This window comes from Ideonella sp. sgz306126, from assembly GCF_056032705.1.
Window position 1 is genome coordinate 626,602 of sequence record NZ_JBVYWP010000001.1, and the last position, 22,231, is coordinate 648,832.

At 67.7% G+C, this 22,231-nt stretch carries 18 protein-coding genes; 6 read left to right on the top strand and 12 right to left on the bottom strand.

All coding sequences use genetic code 11. The features are described from left to right. Nucleotides 1-41 precede the first annotated feature (41 nt). The 3 genes from AC0N04_RS02900 (at nt 42) to AC0N04_RS02910 (ending at nt 2,011) form a co-directional block, all read left to right on the top strand. A complete protein-coding gene (locus AC0N04_RS02900) occupies nt 42-449 on the top strand; it encodes a bacteriohemerythrin (protein WP_474278423.1) in 408 nt (135 codons plus the stop codon). Nucleotides 450-717: 268 nt separating this feature from the next. Then, nucleotides 718-1,077 carry an HU family DNA-binding protein gene (locus AC0N04_RS02905; RefSeq protein ID WP_474278425.1) on the top strand — a complete coding sequence of 120 codons (360 nt, stop codon included), beginning with the start codon at nt 718-720 and terminating at the stop codon, nt 1,075-1,077. A 40-nt stretch (nt 1,078-1,117) separates the two neighbouring features. Then, a complete protein-coding gene (locus AC0N04_RS02910; RefSeq protein ID WP_474278427.1) occupies nt 1,118-2,011 on the top strand; it encodes a sulfotransferase family protein in 894 nt (297 codons plus the stop codon). A gap of 43 nt (nt 2,012-2,054) precedes the next feature. Here AC0N04_RS02910 and AC0N04_RS02915 read toward each other — a convergent pair whose 3' ends face one another. Further along, on the bottom strand, nt 2,055-4,100 hold the full coding sequence (locus AC0N04_RS02915; RefSeq protein WP_474278429.1) for a methyl-accepting chemotaxis protein: 2,046 nt from the start codon (nt 4,098-4,100) through the stop codon (nt 2,055-2,057). Between the two features lie 265 nt (nt 4,101-4,365). Between AC0N04_RS02915 and AC0N04_RS02920 the strand changes: the two genes are divergently transcribed. Both AC0N04_RS02920 and AC0N04_RS02925 read left to right on the top strand, forming a co-directional pair. After that, on the top strand, nt 4,366-5,523 hold the full coding sequence (locus tag AC0N04_RS02920; RefSeq protein WP_474278431.1) for a glycoside hydrolase family 5 protein: 1,158 nt from the start codon (nt 4,366-4,368) through the stop codon (nt 5,521-5,523). Further along, nucleotides 5,520-6,095 carry a hemerythrin domain-containing protein gene (locus tag AC0N04_RS02925; RefSeq protein WP_474278433.1) on the top strand — a complete coding sequence of 192 codons (576 nt, stop codon included), beginning with the start codon at nt 5,520-5,522 and terminating at the stop codon, nt 6,093-6,095. The genes AC0N04_RS02920 and AC0N04_RS02925 overlap by 4 nt, the downstream gene beginning before the upstream one ends. Nucleotides 6,096-6,141: 46 nt before the next feature. Here AC0N04_RS02925 and AC0N04_RS02930 read toward each other — a convergent pair whose 3' ends face one another. The 9 genes from AC0N04_RS02930 to AC0N04_RS02970 all read right to left on the bottom strand — a co-directional run bounded on the left by AC0N04_RS02930 (nt 6,142) and on the right by AC0N04_RS02970 (nt 16,111). Next, nucleotides 6,142-6,909 (bottom strand): hypothetical protein, encoded by a 768-nt coding sequence (locus AC0N04_RS02930; protein ID WP_474278435.1) that lies wholly within the window; start codon nt 6,907-6,909, stop codon nt 6,142-6,144. Then, nucleotides 6,906-8,573 carry a beta-1,6-N-acetylglucosaminyltransferase gene (locus AC0N04_RS02935; RefSeq protein ID WP_474278437.1) on the bottom strand — a complete coding sequence of 556 codons (1,668 nt, stop codon included), beginning with the start codon at nt 8,571-8,573 and terminating at the stop codon, nt 6,906-6,908. Before AC0N04_RS02935 ends, AC0N04_RS02930 begins: the two co-directional genes overlap by 4 nt. A 34-nt stretch (nt 8,574-8,607) precedes the next feature. Further along, nucleotides 8,608-9,375, bottom strand: a complete 768-nt coding sequence (locus tag AC0N04_RS02940; RefSeq protein ID WP_474278439.1) for a hypothetical protein — start codon at nt 9,373-9,375, stop codon at nt 8,608-8,610. Between the two features lie 118 nt (nt 9,376-9,493). After that, on the bottom strand, nt 9,494-10,477 hold the full coding sequence (locus AC0N04_RS02945; RefSeq protein WP_474278441.1) for a glycosyltransferase family 2 protein: 984 nt from the start codon (nt 10,475-10,477) through the stop codon (nt 9,494-9,496). Further along, nucleotides 10,474-11,847 (bottom strand): hypothetical protein, encoded by a 1,374-nt coding sequence (locus AC0N04_RS02950; RefSeq protein ID WP_474278443.1) that lies wholly within the window; start codon nt 11,845-11,847, stop codon nt 10,474-10,476. The genes AC0N04_RS02945 and AC0N04_RS02950 overlap by 4 nt, the downstream gene beginning before the upstream one ends. Further along, nucleotides 11,844-13,346: a hypothetical protein gene (locus AC0N04_RS02955; protein ID WP_474278445.1), complete on the bottom strand. Its 1,503-nt coding sequence runs from the start codon at nt 13,344-13,346 to the stop codon at nt 11,844-11,846. Before AC0N04_RS02955 ends, AC0N04_RS02950 begins: the two co-directional genes overlap by 4 nt. A gap of 15 nt (nt 13,347-13,361) precedes the next feature. Continuing rightward, complete coding sequence (locus AC0N04_RS02960) at nt 13,362-14,243, bottom strand: sulfotransferase family 2 domain-containing protein (protein WP_474278447.1); 882 nt, start codon at nt 14,241-14,243, stop codon at nt 13,362-13,364. Nucleotides 14,244-14,269: 26 nt separating this feature from the next. Further along, nucleotides 14,270-15,106, bottom strand: coding sequence for a sulfotransferase (locus AC0N04_RS02965; RefSeq protein WP_474278449.1), 837 nt, complete (start codon nt 15,104-15,106; stop codon nt 14,270-14,272). A gap of 201 nt (nt 15,107-15,307) precedes the next feature. Next, a complete protein-coding gene (locus AC0N04_RS02970) occupies nt 15,308-16,111 on the bottom strand; it encodes a sulfotransferase family protein (RefSeq protein WP_474278451.1) in 804 nt (267 codons plus the stop codon). A gap of 122 nt (nt 16,112-16,233) precedes the next feature. Here AC0N04_RS02970 and AC0N04_RS02975 point away from each other — a divergent pair, with 122 nt between their 5' ends. Continuing rightward, entirely contained in the window at nt 16,234-17,028 is a 795-nt protein-coding gene (locus tag AC0N04_RS02975) for a hypothetical protein (RefSeq protein WP_474278453.1), read from the top strand. 12 nt (nt 17,029-17,040) lie between these two features. On the opposite strand, the gene AC0N04_RS02980 is transcribed toward AC0N04_RS02975, so the two are convergent. Continuing rightward, the gene (locus AC0N04_RS02980) at nt 17,041-18,348 is read right to left on the bottom strand and encodes a hypothetical protein (protein ID WP_474278455.1); all 1,308 of its coding nucleotides are present in this window, start codon (nt 18,346-18,348) and stop codon (nt 17,041-17,043) included. Between the two features lie 13 nt (nt 18,349-18,361). After that, complete coding sequence (locus AC0N04_RS02985; protein WP_474278457.1) at nt 18,362-22,225, bottom strand: glycosyltransferase family 2 protein; 3,864 nt, start codon at nt 22,223-22,225, stop codon at nt 18,362-18,364. Between the last annotated feature and the right edge of the window lie 6 nt (nt 22,226-22,231).

Below are 22,231 nucleotides of genomic sequence, written 5' to 3' on the forward strand. Positions count from 1 at the left end.
TCCTCCCCCCACCCTCACTCAAGCGAAGCAAGGAGCTCTCCATGGCACTGATCACCTGGGGCCCGATGCTGGCCGTCGGCGTCAAAGACATCGACGACCAGCACAAGAAGCTGGTCGAACTCGTCAACCAGCTCAACGACGCGATGCACGCCGGCCAGGGCAAGGCCGCGCTGCAGGCCGTGCTCAACGAACTGGTGCGCTACACGCAGTACCACTTCGGCACCGAAGAAAAGCTGATGGCCTCGCACAAGTACGAGGCCTCGGCCGCGCACAAGGCCGAGCACCACAAGTTCGTCGCCGACGTGTCCGCGTTCAAGCAGAAGTTCGACAGCGGCAACGCGATGATCTCGACCGAGATCATGAATTTCCTGCGCGACTGGCTGTCCAAGCACATCCTGCAGACTGACAAGAAATTCGCCAAGTCGCTCAACGCGCTGGGCGTCAAGTAGCGCGGCCCAAGCCCTTGCTGCGTCGGGCGTGCGCCGCCGACATAGGGATTTACAAGCAAAGTGGCGGGCTCGCGCGGGCCCGACCCCAGGGGGGACGCCGCCGCTGTTCGCAGGGCCGTTCCGCCGGCATCGACCCCCCTAAGGGATGTGGCCCAATCGCCACAGAAATCGCACGCGTTTGGTTGCAAAATCATTCGGCCGAGACCTGTTTCGAAGGTTGTCGCCAACCCTTGTCGAGCAGGCTCATCAACTGAAGAGGCATGACCCCATGAACATCAAGGAACTGGCCACCAAGCTGTCGGCCGCGAATCCGGACGTCGCACAGAAATCGATCGAAAAGCTGCTGCGCGCGGCCTTCATCGCCGTGCGCGACGAGTTGTCTGCCGCCACCGAGGGGGACGTGAAGTGCCTGCCGCTGGGCAGCTTCAAGGTCAACAGCAAGCCGGCCAAGGCCAAGGAAGGCAAGCCGGCCCCCGCCGCGGGCGAGAGCGTCGTGCGCATCTCGCTGCGCCTGGCCAAGGGACAGGCGGACAAGCCCGCCAAGACCGACGCCCAGAAGGAACAGAAGAAGGAAGCCCGCAAGGCGGAACGCAAGGCCGCCAAGGCCAAGGGCGCCGCCAAGGCGTGAGCCGGGCTTGCCTGGGGCCGGCACCGGCCGGCCTGCACCTGTGAAGCCTAAGAAGAGCGAAGGCGCCGCAGCTGCGGCGCCGTTCTTCATTCTGGGCTGCGTCCGCTCGGGCACGACGATGCTGCGCAACGTGCTGCGCCTGCATCCGCACCTGTGCTGCCCCGAGGAAACGCATTTCTTCCGCTGGAGCGAGCCTTTCGGCGCGCCGGGCTACCGGCAGGTCGCCACCGCCAACCCGACGCTCAAGCGGCACCGGCAGCTCGACGGCATTTCGGAGCCCGAGTTCGCCGCGATGCTCGACGCGGCCAGCTCGCGCGGCGACCTGTGGCAGCGCTACCTGGAACGCTACCGCGCGCTGCACAAGCCCGGCGCCACCCGCTTCTTCGACAAGACCCCGCAGAACGCCTACGGGGCGGCGATGATCGCCACCGAGTTCCCGAAGGCGACGTTCGTGCACATCGTGCGCAACCCGGTGGACGTGGTGGCCAGCCTGCGCATCGGCAAGGTGATGAAGGTCGACAACCTGGTGGCGGCCTGCAGCTACTGGAACGAGGCCGTGGCCAACCTGGCGGTGTTGAAGAAGGCTTATCCGGGCCGGGTCTGCGAGCTGAGCTACGAGCACTTCAGCGCCAACCCGATGGCGGGCCTGCAGGCGCTGCTGGCTTTCCTGGGCGAACCGTTCGAGGCCGCCGATTTCGCCAGCGTCAAGACCTCGCCGGTGCGGCACGAAGACGCCGGCGTGTTGACCGCCGACGAGATCGACCGGGTCAAGCACCTGTGCCTGGCGGGGCGCATTCGGCACGGTTATGCGGCACCCGATGAGGCGGCGGATCGCCAGACCGTGGCAGGCCCCGCCGTCGAGGCCCAACGCGCGGCGCGGCGTGCCCGGCGGCAGGCGGAGCGCCAGGCCACCCGCCGCCGGCCAGCGGCCTGACGGCCTCGGCGCGGGGTGCTGCTCATCGCCGGTCGGCGATCCGTCAAAGACCGCGCTTGGCCCGCGTCAACAGGGTCGAGACTTCGCTGGAGACCTGGGCGAACCGGGAGCCGGAGCCGATCAGTCGCTCTGCCTGTTGATACTGGCCCGCGTTGATCTGGCGCGCCACGGAGCCCGCCGTCTGGTGGAACTCGGCGTGCTTGCCGACCAGTTCGACGAACGTCGGGCGCTGGCCCCAGCGGCTACCGCCCGGGCCGTGGATCCACTGGCCCAGCGGACACTGGTCGTCCCGGCAAATGGTGTCGGCGTCCAGCCTGGCGTGGTCGGCAATGGCCTTGCGCAAGCGGACCTTCCAGGCCCGGTGGGCCTCGATCGCCTTGTCGAAATCGAAGTCGGCCGGCGCCACGGATTCATCGGCGACGGCCAGGGTCAGGCCCGCCGGGATGATGAAGCGCGCGACTTCTTCGGCCAGCGTGTGCGCCTGGTCCTTCATCGCCGAGGCCGCGGCAGCGGTTTCCTCCACCAGCGCGGCGTTCTGCTGGGTCATGCGGTCGAGCTCCTGCACCGCCTGGCCGATCTGGCCCACGCCCAGGCTTTGCTCGTGCGCGCCCGTGGCGACCTCGCCCAGCAGGTGGTCGACGCGCTTCGACGATTCGACGATCTCCTCGATCGTGACGCCGGCGCTGCGCACGCGGGTCGTGCCGGATTCGACCTGGTCGACGCTGCGGCCGATCAGGGTCTTGATCTCACGGGCGGCGTCCGCGCTGCGCTGGGCCAGGGTGCGCACTTCGCTGGCCACCACGGCGAATCCCCGGCCTTGCTCGCCGGCCCGGGCCGCTTCGACTGCGGCGTTGAGCGCCAGGATGTTGGTCTGGAACGCGATGCTGTCGATCGTGCCGATGATCTCGCCGATCTGTGCCGACGACGCGCGGATGTCTTCCATCGTCTGCACCACCTCGCGCATCGCGCGCCCGCCCTCGGTGGCGGTCTCGGCGTTGTGGCGCGCCATCTGGGATGCTTGCTGCGTATGGTCGGCCGAGCTCTTGACGGTCGAGGAGATTTCCTCCATCGACGCGGCGGACTCTTCCAGGTTGGCCGCCGCCTGCTCGGTGCGGGCGGACAGATCCATCGCGCCGGAGGCGATCTCGCTGCTGGAGTGGACGATGTCCTCGGTCGAGCGTCGCACCCGCAGCACCATGCCGCGCAGCGAATCCTGCATCGCCCGCAGTTCGAGCATCAGCTGCGCCGCCTCGTCGCCGCCCCAGGGCGAGGGGGAGGTGGTCAGGTCGCCGTTGGTCATCGCGCGCAAATGACGTCGGGTCTCGCGCAGGCCGCCGTCCATCACGCGGTAGAAGCACAGGAACAGGTAGGCGGCCAGCAGCAGCGACGTGGCGACGATGCCGGTGTCCCAGGCCGCCTTGCGCAGCGCCGCCTCGCGCAGGTCGCCGCTGTAGACGCCCGAGCCGATCACCCAGCCCCAGGGTTCGAATCCCATCACATAGGACAGCTTGTCCACCGGCTGGTCCTGGCCGGGTTTGGGCCACTGGTAGCGGACGAAGCCCTTGCCGTGCTGCTGAACCTCGTCGACGAAGGCCTTGAACAGCGGCAAGCCGTTGGGATCCTTCAGATCGCTCACGTCCTTGCCGTCGAGTTCCGGCTTGATCGGATGCATCAGCACCCGCGGCTGCATGTCGTTGACCCAGAAGTATTCGCCACCGTCGTAGCGCAACCCCGCCAGCACGCGCAACGCCGTCTGCTGGGCCTGTTGCCGGGACATCGTTCCGCTGGCTTCCTGCGCCTGCGCCCAGGCGACGACGCCCCGGGCGATCTCGACGTGCTGGCGCGTGGCGGCCATGCGCGCCTGCTGCGCCTGCTGGTAGTCGCCCACGCTCAGCCAGGCCAGCACCGCCACCATCGGCACGGTGAACGCGAGCGAAATGATCAGCGCCTTGGTCGAAAACCGCAGTTGCCGGAACAGCCGCACGCCGGGCGCCCAGATGCCGTGGTAGGCGAAGAACCCGCCCTCGCTGTCCTGGAATCTGGAGCCCGGAGCGGACGAGGTCGGCGTAGGGGAGAGAACGGCAGACATGTGTTTCCTTGAATCGATCCCGGCGGGCGCGGCAGCGCACCCCCCGGATTGGGCGGCGCACCGAGCGGTCACATTGCTCATGGATTGTCGGCAGACGACCGTATTTGCTTGAGGCGAATTGCAATCGATAACAGGGCTATTTCGCTCAGCGATCGGCCGCTGGCCGATGCCGCCGCCGCAAGGGCGCCAGCGAATCCCCAGGACGGCACTGGCCATCCGCCTCCCCGGCGAGTACGCTGGCGCCTCACCTTCTCGGGAGTCGCCCATGAACGCGTCCGCAGCTGTGGCCCCCTTCCCTCGCTGGGCACGCGCATGCTTGGCCGGCCTGTCGATGGTGATCGCGTGTGCGCAGGCGGCACCGCCCCAGGCGGATCCGGCGGCTCCAAACGGGCCCGGCGCGGTCAGCGTGTTGGGCGGCCGCGAACTGCTGCGCGATTGCGTGCCCTGGGTGCCCCGCGGTCTGTCGTACTTCGGTCGCATCGTGCCGCCAGGCTGGAAGACCGACGATGAAACCCGCGCAGCGGAGGAGAATTTCGGCCAGGTCAACATGGACACGGTCAAGTTCCTGCACGGCGACACGGTGCGTTATCAGGTCGGCCTGCCTTTCATCGATCCGCAGTCGCCGCAGTTCTCGCGCCCCTACCTGGCGCAGCTTCGCGAGGCGGTGGCGCTGGCCCGACGCAACGGCCTGAGCGTGTTCCTGTCGATGCAGTGGCAGGGCCGCACGCGGGTCAAGGCGGTCGAGACCCTGCCCGGCGAGTCCACGCTGCGGGCGTGGCAGACCCTGGGGCCGATGTTCGCCAACGACCGCGGCGTCGTCTACGAATTGTTCAACGAACCCCAAAGCGCCAACCCGCCCGACGCCACCGCCTGGGAGGCGTGGCGCAGCGGCCACCAGGCGGTGATCAACGCCTTGCGGTCGCAAGGGGTGGGCAATGTGCTGCTGGTCGACGGCATGAACGGAGCGCGCACGCTGCGCGGCGCGCCGGCGTTGAGCGACCCGATGAACCAGCTGGTCTACGGCGTCCACCCTTATCTGCGGAACGACCTCAACAGCGTGCCCAAGTGGGAGGACCATTTCGGCCGTTTCGCCGCTGATCACGCCGTGGTGGTGACCGAATGGAGCCACTGGGCGCGCACCTGCAACATGGCCGACATCAACACCGTGCGCGGCTTCCTGGCCTACCTGGAGCGCAAGCACATCGGCCTGCTGGCCTACGGGGCCGACTCGCGCGACAGCCGCGTGATGCAGATGGCTGGCGAGCGCAGCACGCTGACCCGCTTCGACGACCTGGCCTGCGACGCACCGGGCTCGGGACCCGGCCTGGACCTGCAGCGGATGTTCGAGCGCGAAGCCGATGCGGCCCGGCACGTCGCTCCCGTTGCACCGGCCGCGTGCGGGCTGCCGACACCCAGGCCATGACGCCGCTCTTGCCGGCCCCCGACTCGACTGATCAGGGCTTCGTCGCGCCGCTGGCGATGTTGACCGCCTGTCATCGTCGCCTGACGCAGTCCTGCGCCGCGCTGCAGCGGCTGATGGGGCCGCTTGCCGACGGAGCACCTGACAGCGACGCCCGCAACGTGGCCGTCGCCCTCATGGCCGACTTCGACGCCGCGATCCGAGACCACCTTGCCGACGAAGAGGTCGGCCTCTTCCCGGCCCTCCTCGAGTCGATGGCGGGCTCGGATGCAACCTGCATCCGCGCACTGGTGACCTCGCTGACGACCGATCACCGCGCCATCGAGGCGCAGTGGCGGCGCCTTCGGGTCACACTGGCGCAGCTCGCTGCCGGTGGCAGCCAGGGTCTGGCAGCAGGGGACGTCTCCGTTTTCGTCGCGTCTTGGGAGCGGCTCCTTGCCTGCGAAGACACCCTGTTGTTGCCCATGGCCGCGAGACTGCTGAGCGACTCAGCGCTCGACGACCTCGGCCAGTCCATGGGTGAGCGCCGTCTTGCGAGAACCGGCGCCAAGGCCGCGCAGGCCGGCGGTCCTTGAGGCCCGCTCCTGGCCTGGGCAGGCGAGGCCAGGCCGCCCGCTCAGGTCACCGCGGTGGCGTGTCCGTTGCGCCCAGCTCGGCCACGATCTGCTGATGCACCCGGAACAGGTTCTCGGAGTAGTCGATCAACCCGAGGGTGTGGTGCTCGCCGCTGAAGATGAAGCGCAGCAAGGAGGCATCGTCGAGGATCGACGCACGCGACCCCAACCCGGCGAAGGCGAAGATCTCGTCGGCCAGCGACAGCGCCTTGACGCCGTTGCGGAAGAAGGCCTCGTAGGTCACGGTGAGGCAGTCGAGGCGGTAGCGGGGCAGCTCGGCGTCGATCCAGCGGCGGTAGCCCGCTTCGTCGCGCACCAGCGCACTGACGCGCGCGGCGGCGATGTCGGGGGCCGGCTCGCGCTGCCGCAGCCGCTCGCGCACGCCCTCGATGCCCTCGCGCGCCCAGGTGCTGAAGTGGCTGGCGACGAGCAGCGAGAACAAGCGCTCGTCTTCACGTTCGCGCTCGACCCGGATGACGCGGTAGCCGCAGGCCTCCAGTGCCTGCAGCAAGAACGTGTTGAAGCCCCAGGACTCGGTCTCGAACTGGTGCTTGAAGGTGACGCCCTTGCTCAGCTCGGCGTACAGCAGTTGCTTGGCCACGTCGAGTTCGCCGGCGTGGAAACGCTTGGAGACATCGCCCATCGACCGCGACCACAGGAAAGGTTCGTTGCCCTTGCGTTCCCAGGGCAGGTAGTTGCCCAACAGCCGGTACAGGTCGGCCGCGCCGGTGCGCCGACGCGTCAGGATGACGCAGGGAGGGGCGGAGAAGCTCATGTCAGGTCCGGATGGGCATCCCGCAGCCGAGCCTGGGCCCAGTCCCGAGAGGCATAGAACCGGCCGGCATCGACTCGCGGCACGGCGGCCTTGAGCGCGAGCAGCGTCGCGTCCTTTTCGCCATTGCCGACGTCCTGCAGCCGGATGGCCCGGCAGGTGTGCTTGTGCTCGTGGATGGCCTGGGCATAGTGCGCCAGCGGCAGCCAGCGCGACTGGTCCGCCACGGCATCGAGCGTGGCGGTCATCAACGGTGCCTCGTGCGCGGCGTTCATCTCGCGCAGCGCGGCCTCCGCCAGCTGGAATCGGTTCTGGTCCGGCGGATCGCAGCACACCAGGGTCGCATTCGGATCCCACAGCACGAAATTGCGCGCCCAGCACGGCACGGCCGGGTTGATCGCGAAGGCGCTGTTGCGCTGGGTGTCGAGGTTGACCACTTCGTGCAGGAAGGCGCAGGGGTCGTAATCGCGCCGGGCCCGCATGCCGCTCTGCAGGCCGCGCCACGAGCCCATTTCCGAGGCCGGCACGAGTCGGGCGGGATCGAACAGGAAATCGAAGATGGGCAGGCTGCCGCCGACGCGCGCCGCGCTGAGCAGGTGCTCGAGGTAGCGACTCGACGCGGCATACAGCACGTAATACGGCCGGTGGCTGAAGTCCATCACGCCGCGCCACGGATCCTCGGCGGTGCCGATGTGCGACCGGGCACTGCGCACCCTCAGCGCATGGGCCAGGAACCGCTGGTAGTCGTTGGTGGCGTGACCGGCGCGGTTGAAATAGCTGAGGTCGTGCTCCTGGCTGACCACCCGGGCATGGATTTCGCGGGTCAGCACCAGCGCATCTGGCGAGACCTTGCGGGCGAAGAAAAAGGGCTGGCGCATCAGGTGCGCGTAATGCCCGTTGTCGAGCACCAGCGGCCGGCCCTGGTCATCGAACTCGTAGTAGGTGAGGTTGTGGCCGGCGATGAAGGCCGGCTTCTGCACGTCGGCCACCAGCGTCTGGATCGCGAATTCATCGGGGATCCAGGACCGGCGGAAGAAAGCCCGCAGTTCGGGCTCGTCCAGCCGGCGCACCACGCCGGCAGCCGTCTCGCGGGTCAGGCAGAACCACTGCGAGCCGAAATGCATGCGCAGGCCGGGCGGCGCCGTGCGCTCGATGCCCAGGCGGCGCTGCCAGGCGGTGAAGCGTTCGAACCAGTGGCGCTGGGTCTGGAAGTTGAACGGAAAGTAGTACTGGAAGCGCTCGCGCTCCAGGCCATCCTTGACCCAGCTTCGCTGCGAAATGTCGACCGCCTGGATGAAATCGATGCCGCGGCGCCGGCGCAGGAATTCCTGCAGGCTGGCCAGCGGCCGGATCGGCATGCAGCTGCCGCTGACGAGGGCGAGGTAGTCGGCCTGGAAACCGGTGTCGGCCAGCGCCTGCGCCATCAGGCGGTGGGTGGCCGCCACCAGCGAGAACTCGCCCCAGGCGCAGGTCTCGCGCTGCGTCAGCAGCTCGAACTGCAGGTCGGCAGGCAGCAAGGCCTTCAGGCGTTCGAGGTCCGCGGCGCCGCGCCGCGCGTCGTAATGGACGTAGACCTTGACGTCAGCGCTGGCGTAGAACGGCGACGACAGCCGCAGCGCGATCTGGTCCGGTGATTCGTGGCATAGCAGGAGGATGGCGATTTTCATGCGATGTCAGAAGCACTTCAAACGCCCTTCGGGGTCATACGAACCAGCGCGCGAGACGTTTCTGGCGCAGGCTTTCCAGCAGCCCGCTGTAGTTGGTGACCTTGTCCTGTTGACGACCGGGATTCTGCCGCTTGATCGGCTCCTCCACCGTTTCGAAACGGTCCTTCACCCCTAGAAAATCGACCAGTCCATTGAGCACGTCGAGGTCCTTGATCTCGGAGTAGTCGATGTGGAAGTAGCGCTGGCCGGTGCGCTGCAGGATGGTCAGCACGTCGTTGTAGTAGAGCGACTGGCGCAGCGCGAAGGTGGTCAGGTCGGCGACGTCCACGGGCACCTGTTCCGGCTCGCGCTTGCGGTTGGCCTCGGTGGTCAGCCAGACGTCGGTTTCGCGGGCGATCTGCAGCGAGATGAACGAGTCGAGCAGGTTGCGGGTGAGCACGATCTTGCGCACCTCGGGGTTGTACAGCGCCTCCGACGTCACCTGCGGGTCGTGGTCGAGGAACATCCGGAAACCCACCTGCTCTCGGTCGCTGGCGGCAATGACCCGATTCAGGAAGTCGACCGGGTCGCGGTTGCGCGCGGCCAGATCGTCGCGGCGGATGCCCAGCAGTCCGTCCTTGTACTCGGCGGCGAAACCGATGAACTGCGGATTGAACAGCTCGCCGTGGCAACGGATGCTGGGCAGCAGTCCCAGCTTGCGTTCCAGGAAATTCGAGCCGCTGCGCATCATGCCGATCATCATGAACGCGGGCCGGGCCACCTGGAGATGCGGTTCGACGGGTGGCTTGATCGAGACTTTCATGCGGGAACTCCCTGGGCGCGACATCCGAACAGCGGGGGCCTGGACAACCCGGCGCGGCCACCCGATTGATTATTGTCGAATCCTGCCGGCCCTTCGGCAGCGCAGGCGCCGGGCGGGCTCAAAACCATGTGCCGGTTTGCATGAATCCCAGCCTTTGCATTTGCGCGCTGCCTTCGAAGCGGATCGACAACTGCGGGTCGTAGAGCACGACGTCGCCGGCATCGAGGTAGGCCTTGTACTCGACGCTGCCGGCGTAATGCTCGCCGCGCTGCAACTCCTCGGCCGCCTTCTCGCGCAGCAGATTGACATACTTGAAGTGGAACAGCACGCCGGAAATCGCGTCTGGGCGCTGGAACACCGTGCAGTTCAGGCTGGGCTCGTTCAGATGGTGCATCGACGACACGTAGTACAGCCCCTTGCGCCAGCGCACCAGCGGCACCTTGTTGAGTGCCGGCGCCTGCTCGGGCTTGTCGGCGAAGAAGCGGCGCATGCGCACCCCGCCCTGGACCCAGAAATTGCGGTTGGCCTCGTTGTAGCGCTGCGTGAGGTTGAACCGGTCGAAGTACGGGCACAGCGCGAACGGGTCCGCGTCGGGGGTCAGGTTGGCCTGGCTGAGTCGGCCGGGGCCGTAGGCATCGACCAGCACGGTGAACAAGCTGTCCTGCTCGATCGCTTCCATCTGGCGGGTCAGGCTGCGCAGGCCGCGCGCCTCGCAGTAGGGGTAGACCAGGAATTCGTCGGGGTCGACCGTCACGCACCACTTGCCCACGCCATGCCGGGCCAGCAGGTGGTTGCACCAGTCCATGCCGAAGTTCGACGCCTTGTAGCTGCCGTCGGCCAGCCAGACGGAGCAATCCGGCTGAGCCGCCAGGTAGTCGGACAGGCCATCGGTGGACTGGTTGTCGATCACCAGGAAGTGCGCCACGCCGAGCCGGCGGTAGTGCGCCAGAAAGGCCGGAAAGCGCGGCATCTCGTTGCGCGCGCAGCAGACCAGCAATGGCGACGCGGCGGCGATGGCCGCGTCCTTGACCGCGATCGCTCGAAGCTGTTTCGCGTTGCGCTCGATGCGGGCGAGAACGACCAGGGATTCGCGTTTGATCATGGCGATGACGGCGTGGGCGCAGGATCGTCACTCGGCGAAAAAGACCAGGCCCAGGCGCCCCCCGCGCCGGCCTGTCTGGCCTTGGCAGCGGCCTTGGGGCGCAGCTGGAATTGCCCCAGGCCGGCCACTTCGACCATTCCGACCGCGGGCGCCGACAAGGCGTCGCGCAGCGCATCCATCACCTGCTGGACAGCGGCCTGGGCGTCGGCGACGGAGACGTCGGACGCCAGGCCGGCGCGTTGCAGCGCCTGCTGCGCCAGGGCGCGCGCGCCGACGCGTCGCATCTGCACCAGGGCACTGTTGTCCTTGAGCTTGCCGCGGCGGCCGCCGGTCGCGATCTTCTCGCGCAGCTGGTGCATCCACTGCGCCACCTGTTCAGGCGTCGGCAGCGCCTGCGCGTCGGGCGCCGCCTGCCCCACTTCGGCGGCCAGCCACGCCAGCGCGGCCGGCGACGGATGCAGCAGGTCGTCCTCGCCGGCGATCGCGTCGGCCCCGGAGATGCCCGGAGGCTCGGCCAGCGACTCGCCCAGGCGCGATTCCATCCAGGCGATGTCGTCGGCCTGGGCCTGCAGGATCGGGCGCACGACCTCGGCGCTGAGCCGGATCCTCGGCCCGCCCACCTGGCGCAGGTAGCGCTGCATGCGACGGTTTTCCTCGACGCTGCCACGGCCGGTGCCATAGCCCGGCCCCAGCTTGCGATAGATGTAGAGCAGCGCCAGGCCGTCGCGGCTCAGGCTTTCGTTGGAACGCTGGAACGCGCTGGCGGGCACCTCCAGCGCCAGGCGCTGGAGGAAATCGGCCACCACGTCGTTGCCGGGGAAGCGGGCGGGATCGAACTTCCAGTAGCGGATGCGCTCGCGGCCGAACACCTCTTCCATCTTGCCGAAGCGCTGGCGATAGGCGGGATAGCGCTTGGCCAGGTCGACCATCCCCTGCCCGGCCTTGATCTTCTGCTGCAACTCGCTGGCCATGTAGCCCATCGGAGCGCGCACGTAGCCGACCAGTTGCACGTCATCGAAGCGCTCGTCCAGCCACGCCTTCATGCGCTGGAGCGCGCTGGTGCTGAGGGTGCTGATCACCTCGGCCGAGATGAGGCAGCGCTGGCCCCCGCTGGCCTGGATCTGCTGGTCGAGCGTGGCCCGGGCGGCCTGGCTTTCCTGGTCGAGCTGCTCCTGCGGGACGGCCCACTTCCGGTTGAGGTGGAAATCCTGCGGGCGGTCCATGAACAGCGTGGCCAGGACCCGGCTGGAGTTGCCGACGCCGACGTTCAGGAACGTCGTGCCTGGCAAGGGCGACGCCGCCAGCAGCGTGGCCTGGATCGAGGTGCTGCCGGTCTTGGGCATGCCGAAATGGACGATGCACTGGCTCATGACGTTCCTTGCCCCAGCGTCGGCGTCGACTCGGCAGGGTCCGAGCTGGCCTCCCCCTCCTGCCTGGTGGCAGCCTCGACGCGGAATTGAAGTCGGACGGTGGCCTCCGAGGGGTCATCGGCGGCGGCGCGGCGCTGGCGGATCTGGCCCAGGCCCACGAGTTCCAACCCCGCGCCGGGGCTGAGGCAGGCCTGACGCAACTGGGCCAGCGCGGCCACGACCAGCGCCTCGCGTTGGGCCTCGGTCATCGGGGCATCGGGAGCGGCGTCGCGGATCCGGCGGGCCAGCATGCCGACGTCGAGCCGGACGGTGCCGGGCTCGTCGGGGGCCGCCGCACGGTCGTCGTCGAGGCGGCTCAGGTCGCCGGATTCACCCAGGTCGGCATCGTCGCTGATGTCGTCGGCCCCCTCGACGTCCGGCTCGGCGTCTGGCTCGGTGGCCGACACGTCCGCCGTCTTGCGTGCAACGCGGCCGAGGTAGGCGTCCAGCACCTCGGCCAGGCGGGCCGGATCCATCGCCTCGTCCACGCCCGGTGCATGCCGGGCCCCCAGGCGCGTCCTGAGCCAGCCCAGGGTGGCGTCGGAGTGGCGCAGCAGATCATGCTCGCTGGCGATCACCGGCATCCCCGGCACCGCGTAGCTGGGTCGCAGCGGTGAGTCCAGCCGCTCGGACACCCAGGCCAGGTCGTCCGCCTGCGCGTCCACCACCTCGCGCAGCAAAGAGGGTTCGATCTTGAGCTTGTCGCCGGGGACCTTGGCCAGCAGACGGATGAGGCGCCGGTTGCGGCGTATGCCCTGTGCTCCCGCCTCGAACTTGGGGTGGATCTGGCGGTAGGCGTAGAGCAGACCCACGGCCTCGCGCGACAGGCCTTCGTTGATGCGGCGGATGTCGGATTCGGGCAGGCTCAGGTCGATGGCCGAGAGGAAGTCGCGCACCACGCATTGCGACGGAAACCGCTGTGGGTCGAAGCGGCGATAGCTGACCTGGTCGCGTCCGAAGATCTGCTCGAGCGGCTCGAACCGGCTGCGGTAGCCGGGATAGCGCCGCGCCAGATCGAAGCGGCTGTTGCCGTTCTTCAGCGACTGCTGGAACATGCTTTCGATGAACGAGGCCGGCTCGCGCACATAGCCGATCAGGCGGACCGCATCGACCCGCGCCATCAGCCAGTCGCGCAGGCCGGTGAGCGTGGCGGAGTCGAAATTGGTAAGCATCTCGGTCGACACGATCACCCGCGGCTGAGGGCCGGCGAACTGCTGTTCGAGTTGCGCCAGCACCTCGGCCTTGCGCTCGCGCAGGTCCTCGTCGCTGAGGCCTTGTTTGCGGTTTGGCCGGAACTGGCGCGGCTTGGGCATGAACGCGGTCGCCAGCGCCCTGCCGGCATTGCCGTTGCCCAGCGTCAGGTAGTGGAACGCGTCGCTGGCCGGCGCGCGCAACAGGGTGGACTGTATCGAGCTGCTGCCCGTCTTGGCCATGCCGAAGTGCAGGATGCAGGTCTTCATGGCGCGTCCAGGGGATCAGGATTCGCTGGCATAGCCCAGGCGGCTGTAGTCGTCGGCATAGATCTCGCGCAGCCGGGCCTCGACGGCCGCGTCGGCGATCTCTTCGTAACTGAACGGCGGCTTGGGGCCTTCGTTGAAGCGAACCCCCAGGTCCGGCCGGTGGGGCAACGGGAACTGGTCGAGCACGTAGGCGAACTGCGATTCGAAATGCTCGACGCGGCCGATGAAGTCGATCAGGAAATAGCGCTGGAAATGCTCCAGGATCTCCGACTGCCGACCCCAGTGGGCATCGACGCGCACGGGGGTCTGGCGGGCGAAGTTGGCCTGCACGAAGTCGAGGAAGCGCATGAAATTGGCCCGGTGCGCCTCGAGCGTGTAGCCCATCTCGCCGGCGGCCGGCAGCCGCAGGCCGTGGTTCGCGACGATGTAGTCGCGTACCTTGGGAAACGAGTACTTGCTCTGGTGAAAGATCTTCTCGCTGAAGCACGAGTAGGTGCGCTTGCCGGGATGGCGCACGAAGGTGAACACAAGATGCGGCCGGGCGAGCTGGGCGCCGAACAGCGATTGGGTCTCCGGCGTGCGCTCGCGGCTGCGCAGCAGGCCGTCGAAGGCATGGATGTCCAGCGGCTCCTCGATGTAGCGGCCGTGCTCGATGAAGTAGAGCTGGTTCTTGATCGTCGTGCAGGCCGACTTCGGCACGTTCAGATAAATCAGGGGCACGCCATTGAGCGTCACCGCGCCCGCCGGCACGCCGGCCTGGCGATGACCGCCACGCCGCCCTGCGGACAGCTTCTGGACGTTCTGCGCCTTGGACTTGTGCCCTCCACCGCCCTGCCCGGCCGCGGCCGTCGGCTCACCGGGGGACTTGGCGCGGCGCGGGTTCGGGTGCTGGGGCATGCGACAGGCGTGGTGGGTGGAGCGGGTCAGCGACTGGCTTCGACGAAGCCGGGGCCGAACTCGCGTTGCAGGAAGTCGAGGGCAGGCTGCACGCGCTGGGTGACATGCTGCAGCACCTCGGGTGGAATGTCGATCGCTCGGGTCGAATTCACCTGCCGATCGAGCACGTAACCAGTGAAATGCGGCACGCCGATGAAGTCCTCGACCTCGGCCAACAAGGCCGCCGGCGCCTCGCGCACCCGGCCGAACGGAACGATCAGGGTCCGTTCCGGCGGCACGAAGCGACGCCAGCGGGGCAACTGGTTCTGGTAATCCCCCCGCGTGAAGATCTGGTCGTTGGCGGCGAGCAGGGCCAGCAGACCCTGGGCGCTGGGCTCGGCGTCGCGCCGATACGCTGCCATGCGCAGATGCGACAGCGCGCGGTCCACCGGGTGGCGCAGGATGTGGATGATGCGCACCTGCGGCAGCTGGCGCACGACCTCGGTCACGCCCTCGTCGCTCAATTCGGCATAGGCCGGGGTGATTTCACCGGCCACGCCGCCGGCCTTGTCCGGCCGCTCGAAGCACGCGCGGTACCACGCGGGCGAGAAGGTCTCGATCGCCACCACCGAGCGCAGGTGCGGCATCAAGGCCCGGGCGGCCTCCCCGCCCTTGCCTTGACGGGCCCGGCGCAGCTCGCGCTGGAATGCCGCCGAGACGGCCTTGAGTGCCCACTTGCGATGGCTGGCCGACTCCAGGGCGCTGAAGTAGTGCAACTCCTTGACGACCGGCATGCAGACACCCGGATGCTGCTCCAACTGCTCGTTAAGCCAGGTGGTGCCGGCCTTGGTCGCGCCGATGCAAAGAAAGGAGGGCAACGCCATCGAGCAGGATCGTAATGCAAACCGAGCGAGATGACTGCACGGCAAACGGCTGAGCCGGCCACGTCGACCGGTCCGGCCCGGGGATGTCGTCCGGCGCGGACAGGAAAACCTGGGGGCCAGTGTCACGGACTCGCGCGATCGCGCCTATCCCTTGAACGATTGCCCCACCTGCCGGGCGGCCCGTGACGTGGTGTGGCACCGTCACTCGCCACGGGCCGGCGGCGATTCGGCGTCAAGGTAGCCATAGCGGCGCATCCCGGCGGCGCAGCGGCTCCGGACGGTCTGCACGTCGGCCTCGCTCAGCACCCCCTCGGGCCGATGATCGACCAGTTGGGTGGTCAGCGTGGCGAAATGGTCGGCGTCGAACGGTTCATCGATGAACTCGCACAAAGCGCGCAGACCGGCCAGCGGATCGGCAACGAAGTCCTCGTACCGCAATTCATGAACCCGCGCCGGATAGGCCCGCTTGAGTCCGCGCACGATGCCGGCCGCCTCGGTCCAGTAGTTGATGGCCCCGTTGAGGCTGTCGACCTTGATGACCTTGCCGATGCGCAGGCTGGCCACCACGTTGAGGGGATGGCGCACGATGTGAACGAACTTCGAGCGCGGCATGGTGCTGGCGGCGAGCAGGGCGCCATAGACGTTCTGGGGTGTCTTGTCGAACCAGCGTGTGGCACCCGGCTTGCGGCGCTGCATGAACAAGGCCATGTAGCGCTTGTAGAGGTCCGCGCGCGAGCGGCAGTCCCGGAGCATCTCCTTGAATTCCAGCTCGGTGACGCCGTCGAGTTCGCGGTGTCGCCGCAAGACCGGATTGGTCATCAGCATGCGGCTGAAATTGTCCGTGCCTGCCGGGTCGCCCCAGCGCAGGAAGTTGGTCTCCTCGGGACAGGCCAGATTCGGATGCAGGCGCAAGGCGTCGCGCAGCAGGGTGGTCCCCGAGCGCACGCAGCCGACGATGAAGAACGGCGCGCGGCGAGGGTCGTTCGCTGGGGCTTCTGAACTCATGCAGGATGCCGACAAGGGTCCGTGGGGTGCGATCGATTATGTCGCCGGCAACGCGCACTCCGGGGTGCGGATGGGTCCGAGCTTGTGAGGTATTCTGGACGCGTAGTCCTCAACCCCTTGTCATGCTCGCGAGCTCGCCGCCCTTCATCCTCTGGACATTGCAACGCACCGGCGGCACCAACCTCTGCTCGGCCCTTGAAGCGCGTGCCGGCCTGCCGCGCACGCAACATGAACCCTTCAACGGGGATCGGGTTCACGGCGCGGTCACCCGGCATTGGCTCGACAGCGGCGACATCGCGATGCTCGAAGCCCGCATGCGTCAGATCTGCGCGCGGCCCTCGGTCATCAAGCATTGCGTCGAAATGGTGCCGTGGCCTGTCACTCAGGCGCTGGCCCGGGCCAGTTCGCAGGCCGGGTACGGTCACTTGTTCCTGTACCGTGAGAACGCGGCGGACCGCCTCCTGTCGCTGCATTTCGCGAACGTGAGCGGCATCTGGGGACCACCGCAGGTCGCAGGGTCGACGATCGATCCGGAGACCGGATCGGTGGATGACGCACCGCTGCCTGTTGACGATCTGATCGCCCATGAGACCCGTTGCACGCAGACCTTGCAACGAGCGTGGGATCTCCTTCAAGGGCACGGACAACGGCCGACGGCCGTGTCCTTCGAGGAACTCTATGCACCGACCGAAGCGTCCCGAGGCGAGGAGCGGCTCTACCGGCTGTTGACCGAATTGAATCTCGCGCGCAGCCCCGAGGCCGATGCCGCATTTGCGCGGAACGTCATGCAGTCCGGGGATCAGCACACCCGTCATCGCTACAAGCACTTCCGGGGGTTGGAGGAACTGATCGCCGCGTTGTCGACGCTCGCCGGCTTTGCTCCGACGCGCCCAACGGCCTGGGCCCGCAGCGGTTGACCCGGCCCGACCTCAAGACGACAGCGCTTCTTCGTTCCAGTAGTAGATCTTTCCGATCCAGTCCGGAAACCGCACCGACACCGTCGGCGCGACACCGTTGTTCCATTCGGTGAACTGAGCCTCAGAAATGCCGACCGAGGTGTCCTTCAAGTCGGGTACGTCGTACTTCTCGGGCACCACGATCACGATGTTTCTCGCCACCCGCTTTGCTTCCAGAAAGCATTCCCGCTGCAGCGGCCACAGGTGGTGGTAGACCCGCAAGGCCACGAAGACGTGATAGCGCTTGTCGCCGATGGGCCAAGGCAGGCTGCGGGCATCGTGCAGGTAGGTCGGGTTGAACCCCTTGTAGTTCCACTTCTCTGCATAGTCGATGGTGTCACTGCCGTGGACCAGCGACACGCCCATGGTGCCCATCTCCAGGACGGCATCGGGCGCCGCCGGCTTCGACAAGCGGACAAAGTCGATCGCGCTCTTGTGGTAATCCCAGCGGGCCGCCGCATTCCTCCAGTGGCCGCTGGAGGCCGCCTTGGTGGCGGCGAGATACTCGTCGTGGGTGATGTAGGCGTTCATGGTTTTGCCCTCCTTCAGACCTCTGAGATGCTCGGCAATGGCGCGTGACACATCTTCCTTGGGCCATGATCCGGAGCTCAAGGCGGGATCGGCTTGAGGAGACCGACCCAGCCGTTGCTCAAGAAATGCGTGGTGGACGAAGACCACCCGCACGGGAATCCGGCTGACCGACAGGAGCTTGGCAATGGCAAGGCGGTGACGCCCGTCCAGGAACAGCAGGTCGCCGGCCTCGTTGATGCCGATCTTGATTTCGTGGTGCGGACCGAGCGTCGAGTGATAGCCGACCTGGCCGAACACCGCCAGATCGTTGGACGGGTTCTTGGCCCGCCGACCGATTTCCACCTGATCGAGGTAGCCGTTGACCTTGATCGACTCGTAAAGCGAGCGCACCTCGCCGTTCAGTCGCTTGAGCAACTCGGCCTTAGTGTGGCAGTTCCAAAGCGGCCGGCCCGACTCGATGAGCTTGAGGTTGTACTTGAACCACTGGGTCGACTGCCACCCCGCGCCGCCGAGAAAAACCGAGCGGAACGCCTTGTAGACCATGCCCTGCTCGAAGACCTCGCCCTTGCCGATCTCGGGGCCGTCCAGAACCTGCTCGAAGACATTGACCTTGCCCCAGTTGTCGCTCCCGAAGGCGCGTGGCGACAGCGTGCTCTCGAACAGCGGCGTCGAAAAATGGATTCTGTGCGTCTGCGCGGTCATGGCACTCGGGGGTGTGGGATCGGTCGGATCGAGCGCGGCGGGATTCATGCCGGGCAGGCGTTCAGGCCTGAAGCAGATCGATCAGGCGCGCGCTGCCGGACCACTCGCACGACAGCGCCGGATCGCGCAGGGGCCGATCGGCCTCCGCCAGCAGGGCCAGATATTTGCGGTATTCCTCGGCGCCATTGAAGTGCTGCTTGCGCGCCACCTCCTGCAAGACCTTGCTCTTGAATCCGGCGTGGTACTTGAAGTGCGCGAAGCAGGCGGGCTCGGGCGCCGGATTCAGGTTGGAGGCGTAGTGCAGGCCCTCCGACAGGCGCACCCACGGCTGATAGCGAAACACCGCCAGCTTTTGCGAGGTGTAGAGGTTGGGTGCCGAATCCGGGATCAGCCGATGGCGCAACGCGCTGAGATAGGTCGGCCCGTTGGAGAAGCAGCCCGAGCCGAGATGCCAGCGCCGCACCGGTTGCCGGTCGAAATAGGGGGCGGCCTCGAAAGGCGGGGTCTTGCTGAAGTCGGCGTCGGCGAGATCGCCCTCCGGGTACATGTCGACCATGATCGTGAGGGCGGCGTCGTGCCCGGTCTGCGCCAGACCGGCGATCCAGTCGGTCACGGGGCGATGCTCGCAATCGCGGTAGACCAGGAACTCGTCGATGTCGGCCAGCACGACCCACTTGCCCAGCGCATGGGCGCCCAGCACGGCCTGCTGCCATTCGACGCCGAAATGGGAGTGGCGGTATTCGGTGTCGGCGCTGTAGAGGACGACATCGTCTTGCTGAAGCAGGAGTTCGCGCGTGCCGTCGTCGGACAGGTTGTCGACCATCACGAAGTGACGGACGCCCAGGGCCCGGTAGTGGGCCAGGAAGTGCGGCATCAGCACCCGCTCGTTGCGGGCCACGGCGACGACGATCAGCGGCGCATCGCCCAGTGCCCGCACACCCGCCTCGCCGCTGAGCAATTCGAGCTGGTTGGTGCCGGCGGGACTGCCCAGCACCGGTGCCGAGTGGGTGGGCCAGATGCGGGCCGGCCGCAGCGCCACTTGCTGCAGGCCGCGCTGGACTTCCGGTAGGCGCGCGGCGTCGTCCAGGTGGCTGACCACCGTCGGGCTGCAGGGCCCCGGAAAGAACACGTTCTGGTAGGCGTTGACCGGGTGGGCGTTGCTGCCGAAGCGGCGACGAACCAGGGTTTCATGGCCTTCGCTGGACAGCGCGAAGCCGGCCAGCGCGAGCAGGTCGCCCAACAGTTTGTCTTCCATGTAGGCGCTGCGGGTCAGCCGCGCCCCGGCATCGGTCTCCAGCGTGGCCAGCACGCTGGCCATCGCATAGCGCGACAAGCAGTAGCCGGCGCCGCCATCGGCGTAGACCGAGGGCTCGGGAGATTTATCGAGCGCCTGGGCTGCCAAGGGGGTCGACGAGCGTGCCTGGTGCCAGCGCCGGTCGGTGCCGCCTTCACTCCGGTGCAGGCGCCGACCCAGGTAGTGCTGCGCGAGATGGGTGGATTGGTCGAAGAAGGCGTCGACCGCGAGATGGCAGTCGTCGTCGATCTTCAGCAGGTGTTCGAAATCGGTGTGCTCGGTCACCCAGCGGATCAGCGCCAGCGTCTTGGCCGGCAGGGCTTCGTAGGCGTCGGAAACGTCGAGTTCGAGGACTTGATCGTGCAAAGCGCCGTCGCCATCGCCCACCACCACCACCCAGGCGATGCCGCGCGCGTCGAGGTCGCGCGCCCAGGTCTCGCGGATCAGGCGCACCCGGCTGTCCAGGTTACGGCGGCAGGAATAGATCGCCACGAGCGTCGACGCCAGCGGTTGCGGCACCGACAGGCGGCGCATGCCGGCGTCCGGCGGCAGCGTCCGATCGACGGCGTGACCCCAGCGCTGGTGAAGGTGCCGTGCCCAATCGGCCAACAGGCTGGCCAGCAGCTCGGTCGGTTGGCGTCGATGGGCTCGCTTCAGCACGCTCCAGGCGCCGATCAAGGCCTCGGGCGGCACCGCGTGGGTGCCGCACTCGGCATAGGCCGACAGCCAGAGTTCGCGTACCCCGTACAAACTGTCCTCGGCCCAGCCCGGGCCAAGGACTTCACGCTGCAGCACCCACGAGAGTGCGGCCACTCTCACCCCGATGAAGTAATGGCCCTGTCCCCCCAGCAGGCGCCAGGCGTGCCAGCGACGCTCGTCGCCTGCCGGATCGGCCAGGGCCGCCACCGACTGCGGATCCCCCAGGCCCCGCAGCCGGGCCATCTCGGCCACCAACACGGCGCGCGCCGGCGGATGCGGGACGCCCGTCACCTGGCGGATGCGTTCGGCGTGCTGAACGGGAGAGCCCACCCAGTCGGCCGTGGCCAGCGGGTGCGCGGCCAGACGCAGCGGCTCGGAGCGGGCGATGCCGGACAGCAACGCGGCGGCGGCGGCGGCGTCCCTGACGCCCGACTCCCCCGCAACCAGCGCGAGCAGCACTTCGCGCGTGATGTGGTTGGCATCGTCGCTGCCGACCGAGCGGGCCACCGACAACTGCGGCTGCAGCAGCCAGATGTCACCCCGCCCCAAGGGGCGCGGCTGGGTCAGCGTGGCCTGGACGACCAGAAACTGCTGATAGGCATCGTGAAGCCGGATGGGCCAGTCGCGCTGACCGGGAACTCGCGCCGTCAGACGGTGCCAGAACGACGGGTTGAGGGCGTGCAGCCACAGCGCGTCCTGCTCGATCCGATAGGCCACCGGGCCCGGCAGGTCCGCCCGCAAGGCCAGCAACTCGACCAGGCCATCGATCAGGTGCACGTCGTGCAGGCGCGTCCAATAGCTGGCGCCATGCGCGTCGAACAGTCCCATCAACGCGCCGATCACCGGTTGCACATCGTCCGAGGCCAGCGGCGTGTGCTCGCCATGCCGCGCCAGCAGGCGCACCGATTCGGCAAGGCATTCGGTGTTCAGCCAACCCGGCGCCGTCGCCAGTTTCTTCAGCACCTGGGTCGCAGCCTCGAGATCGGCGCAGGCCACCAGCTCGGGCAGCACGAGCGAAAGCTCCCAGGCCTGGTTGCAGGCCATCAGCGGCCGCAGCATCGCCCCCTCCAACAGCGGACGAAGTCGCAAATAAGCACCGCGACTGCAGAAATAAGGCAGGACCGCCAGCAGAAAGCGCTGGCGCACGTCACCCGGAGCCCGGTTGCGTTGCAGCACCCGGACCAAGCCCTCCACCGGGTCGGCCTCGGGCAGGTCGGCGACCGTCTGATTGAACTCGCGCAGCAGGCGCCAGAGAACCACATTGCCCTGGTCGTCGATCACCGCCGCGCCGGGCTCGTCGACCTGGACGTCGCGCGGCCCCGCGCCCAGCCAGTCGGACAGTCCGAACCGCGCGGCCTGCTGCCACAGGAACCTCGCCTGTTCGGGCGACAGCATCGACGGCTCGGCGGCGGTCAGGCCGGCCGCCGCCGCGTGCTCAATCAACTGGAGCGTGCGGTACTGTCGATGGGGGGCGTCCGCCGAAGGCGCAGCGCTGCCGTCCTCCACCGGAGCCTGCGCAGCGCTGCGACGCTCGCGGTCGATCAACGACAACAGATCCCTGCGGTGCAGCCGCAGCGGCTCCGCGTTCAGCACGGTGCCGTCGACCAGGAGGGTCAGCGCCAGTCCGCCGTCGGAGGACGCCTCGCGCCAAACCTGTGACGGCAGCTCGACTTCGAACCCCAGGCGCAGCCGCTCGCCACCCACCGCCGCCCGCACGTCTTCGCGCTCCAGCCGAATGGCGACGATCTCCAGGGTCTGTGCATTGCACCGGAGCTGGAAATGTTCCTCCCGCCCTGAATCCGTGCAGGCCCAGCCGCGCAGCAACAGGCCCTCCAACCCTTCGACATGCCCCCGAACCGCGGGCGCACTTGACGCACGCAACTCCGACGACCCGGGCTCGGGCGGCGACGGCTTCTTGCGAGCGAAGATCATCGCTCC

Excerpts from the sequence above, each read along its gene's own strand:
- AC0N04_RS02950 (WP_474278443.1), bottom strand. The coding sequence starts at position 11,847 with ATGAGCCAGTGCATCGTCCATTTCGGCATGCCCAAGACCGGCAGCACC.
- AC0N04_RS02905 (WP_474278425.1), top strand. The coding sequence starts at position 718 with ATGAACATCAAGGAACTGGCCACCAAGCTGTCGGCCGCGAATCCGGAC.
- AC0N04_RS02940 (WP_474278439.1), bottom strand. The coding sequence starts at position 9,375 with ATGAAAGTCTCGATCAAGCCACCCGTCGAACCGCATCTCCAGGTGGCC.
- AC0N04_RS02975 (WP_474278453.1), top strand. The coding sequence starts at position 16,234 with ATGCTCGCGAGCTCGCCGCCCTTCATCCTCTGGACATTGCAACGCACC.
- AC0N04_RS02980 (WP_474278455.1), bottom strand. The coding sequence starts at position 18,348 with ATGAATCCCGCCGCGCTCGATCCGACCGATCCCACACCCCCGAGTGCC.
- AC0N04_RS02915 (WP_474278429.1), bottom strand. The coding sequence starts at position 4,100 with ATGTCTGCCGTTCTCTCCCCTACGCCGACCTCGTCCGCTCCGGGCTCC.
- AC0N04_RS02945 (WP_474278441.1), bottom strand. The coding sequence starts at position 10,477 with ATGATCAAACGCGAATCCCTGGTCGTTCTCGCCCGCATCGAGCGCAAC.
- AC0N04_RS02900 (WP_474278423.1), top strand. The coding sequence starts at position 42 with ATGGCACTGATCACCTGGGGCCCGATGCTGGCCGTCGGCGTCAAAGAC.
- AC0N04_RS02985 (WP_474278457.1), bottom strand. The coding sequence starts at position 22,225 with ATGATCTTCGCTCGCAAGAAGCCGTCGCCGCCCGAGCCCGGGTCGTCG.
- AC0N04_RS02970 (WP_474278451.1), bottom strand. The coding sequence starts at position 16,111 with ATGAGTTCAGAAGCCCCAGCGAACGACCCTCGCCGCGCGCCGTTCTTC.
- AC0N04_RS02935 (WP_474278437.1), bottom strand. The coding sequence starts at position 8,573 with ATGAAAATCGCCATCCTCCTGCTATGCCACGAATCACCGGACCAGATC.
- AC0N04_RS02955 (WP_474278445.1), bottom strand. The coding sequence starts at position 13,346 with ATGAAGACCTGCATCCTGCACTTCGGCATGGCCAAGACGGGCAGCAGC.
- AC0N04_RS02925 (WP_474278433.1), top strand. The coding sequence starts at position 5,520 with ATGACGCCGCTCTTGCCGGCCCCCGACTCGACTGATCAGGGCTTCGTC.
- AC0N04_RS02920 (WP_474278431.1), top strand. The coding sequence starts at position 4,366 with ATGAACGCGTCCGCAGCTGTGGCCCCCTTCCCTCGCTGGGCACGCGCA.
- AC0N04_RS02965 (WP_474278449.1), bottom strand. The coding sequence starts at position 15,106 with ATGGCGTTGCCCTCCTTTCTTTGCATCGGCGCGACCAAGGCCGGCACC.
- AC0N04_RS02930 (WP_474278435.1), bottom strand. The coding sequence starts at position 6,909 with ATGAGCTTCTCCGCCCCTCCCTGCGTCATCCTGACGCGTCGGCGCACC.
- AC0N04_RS02960 (WP_474278447.1), bottom strand. The coding sequence starts at position 14,243 with ATGCCCCAGCACCCGAACCCGCGCCGCGCCAAGTCCCCCGGTGAGCCG.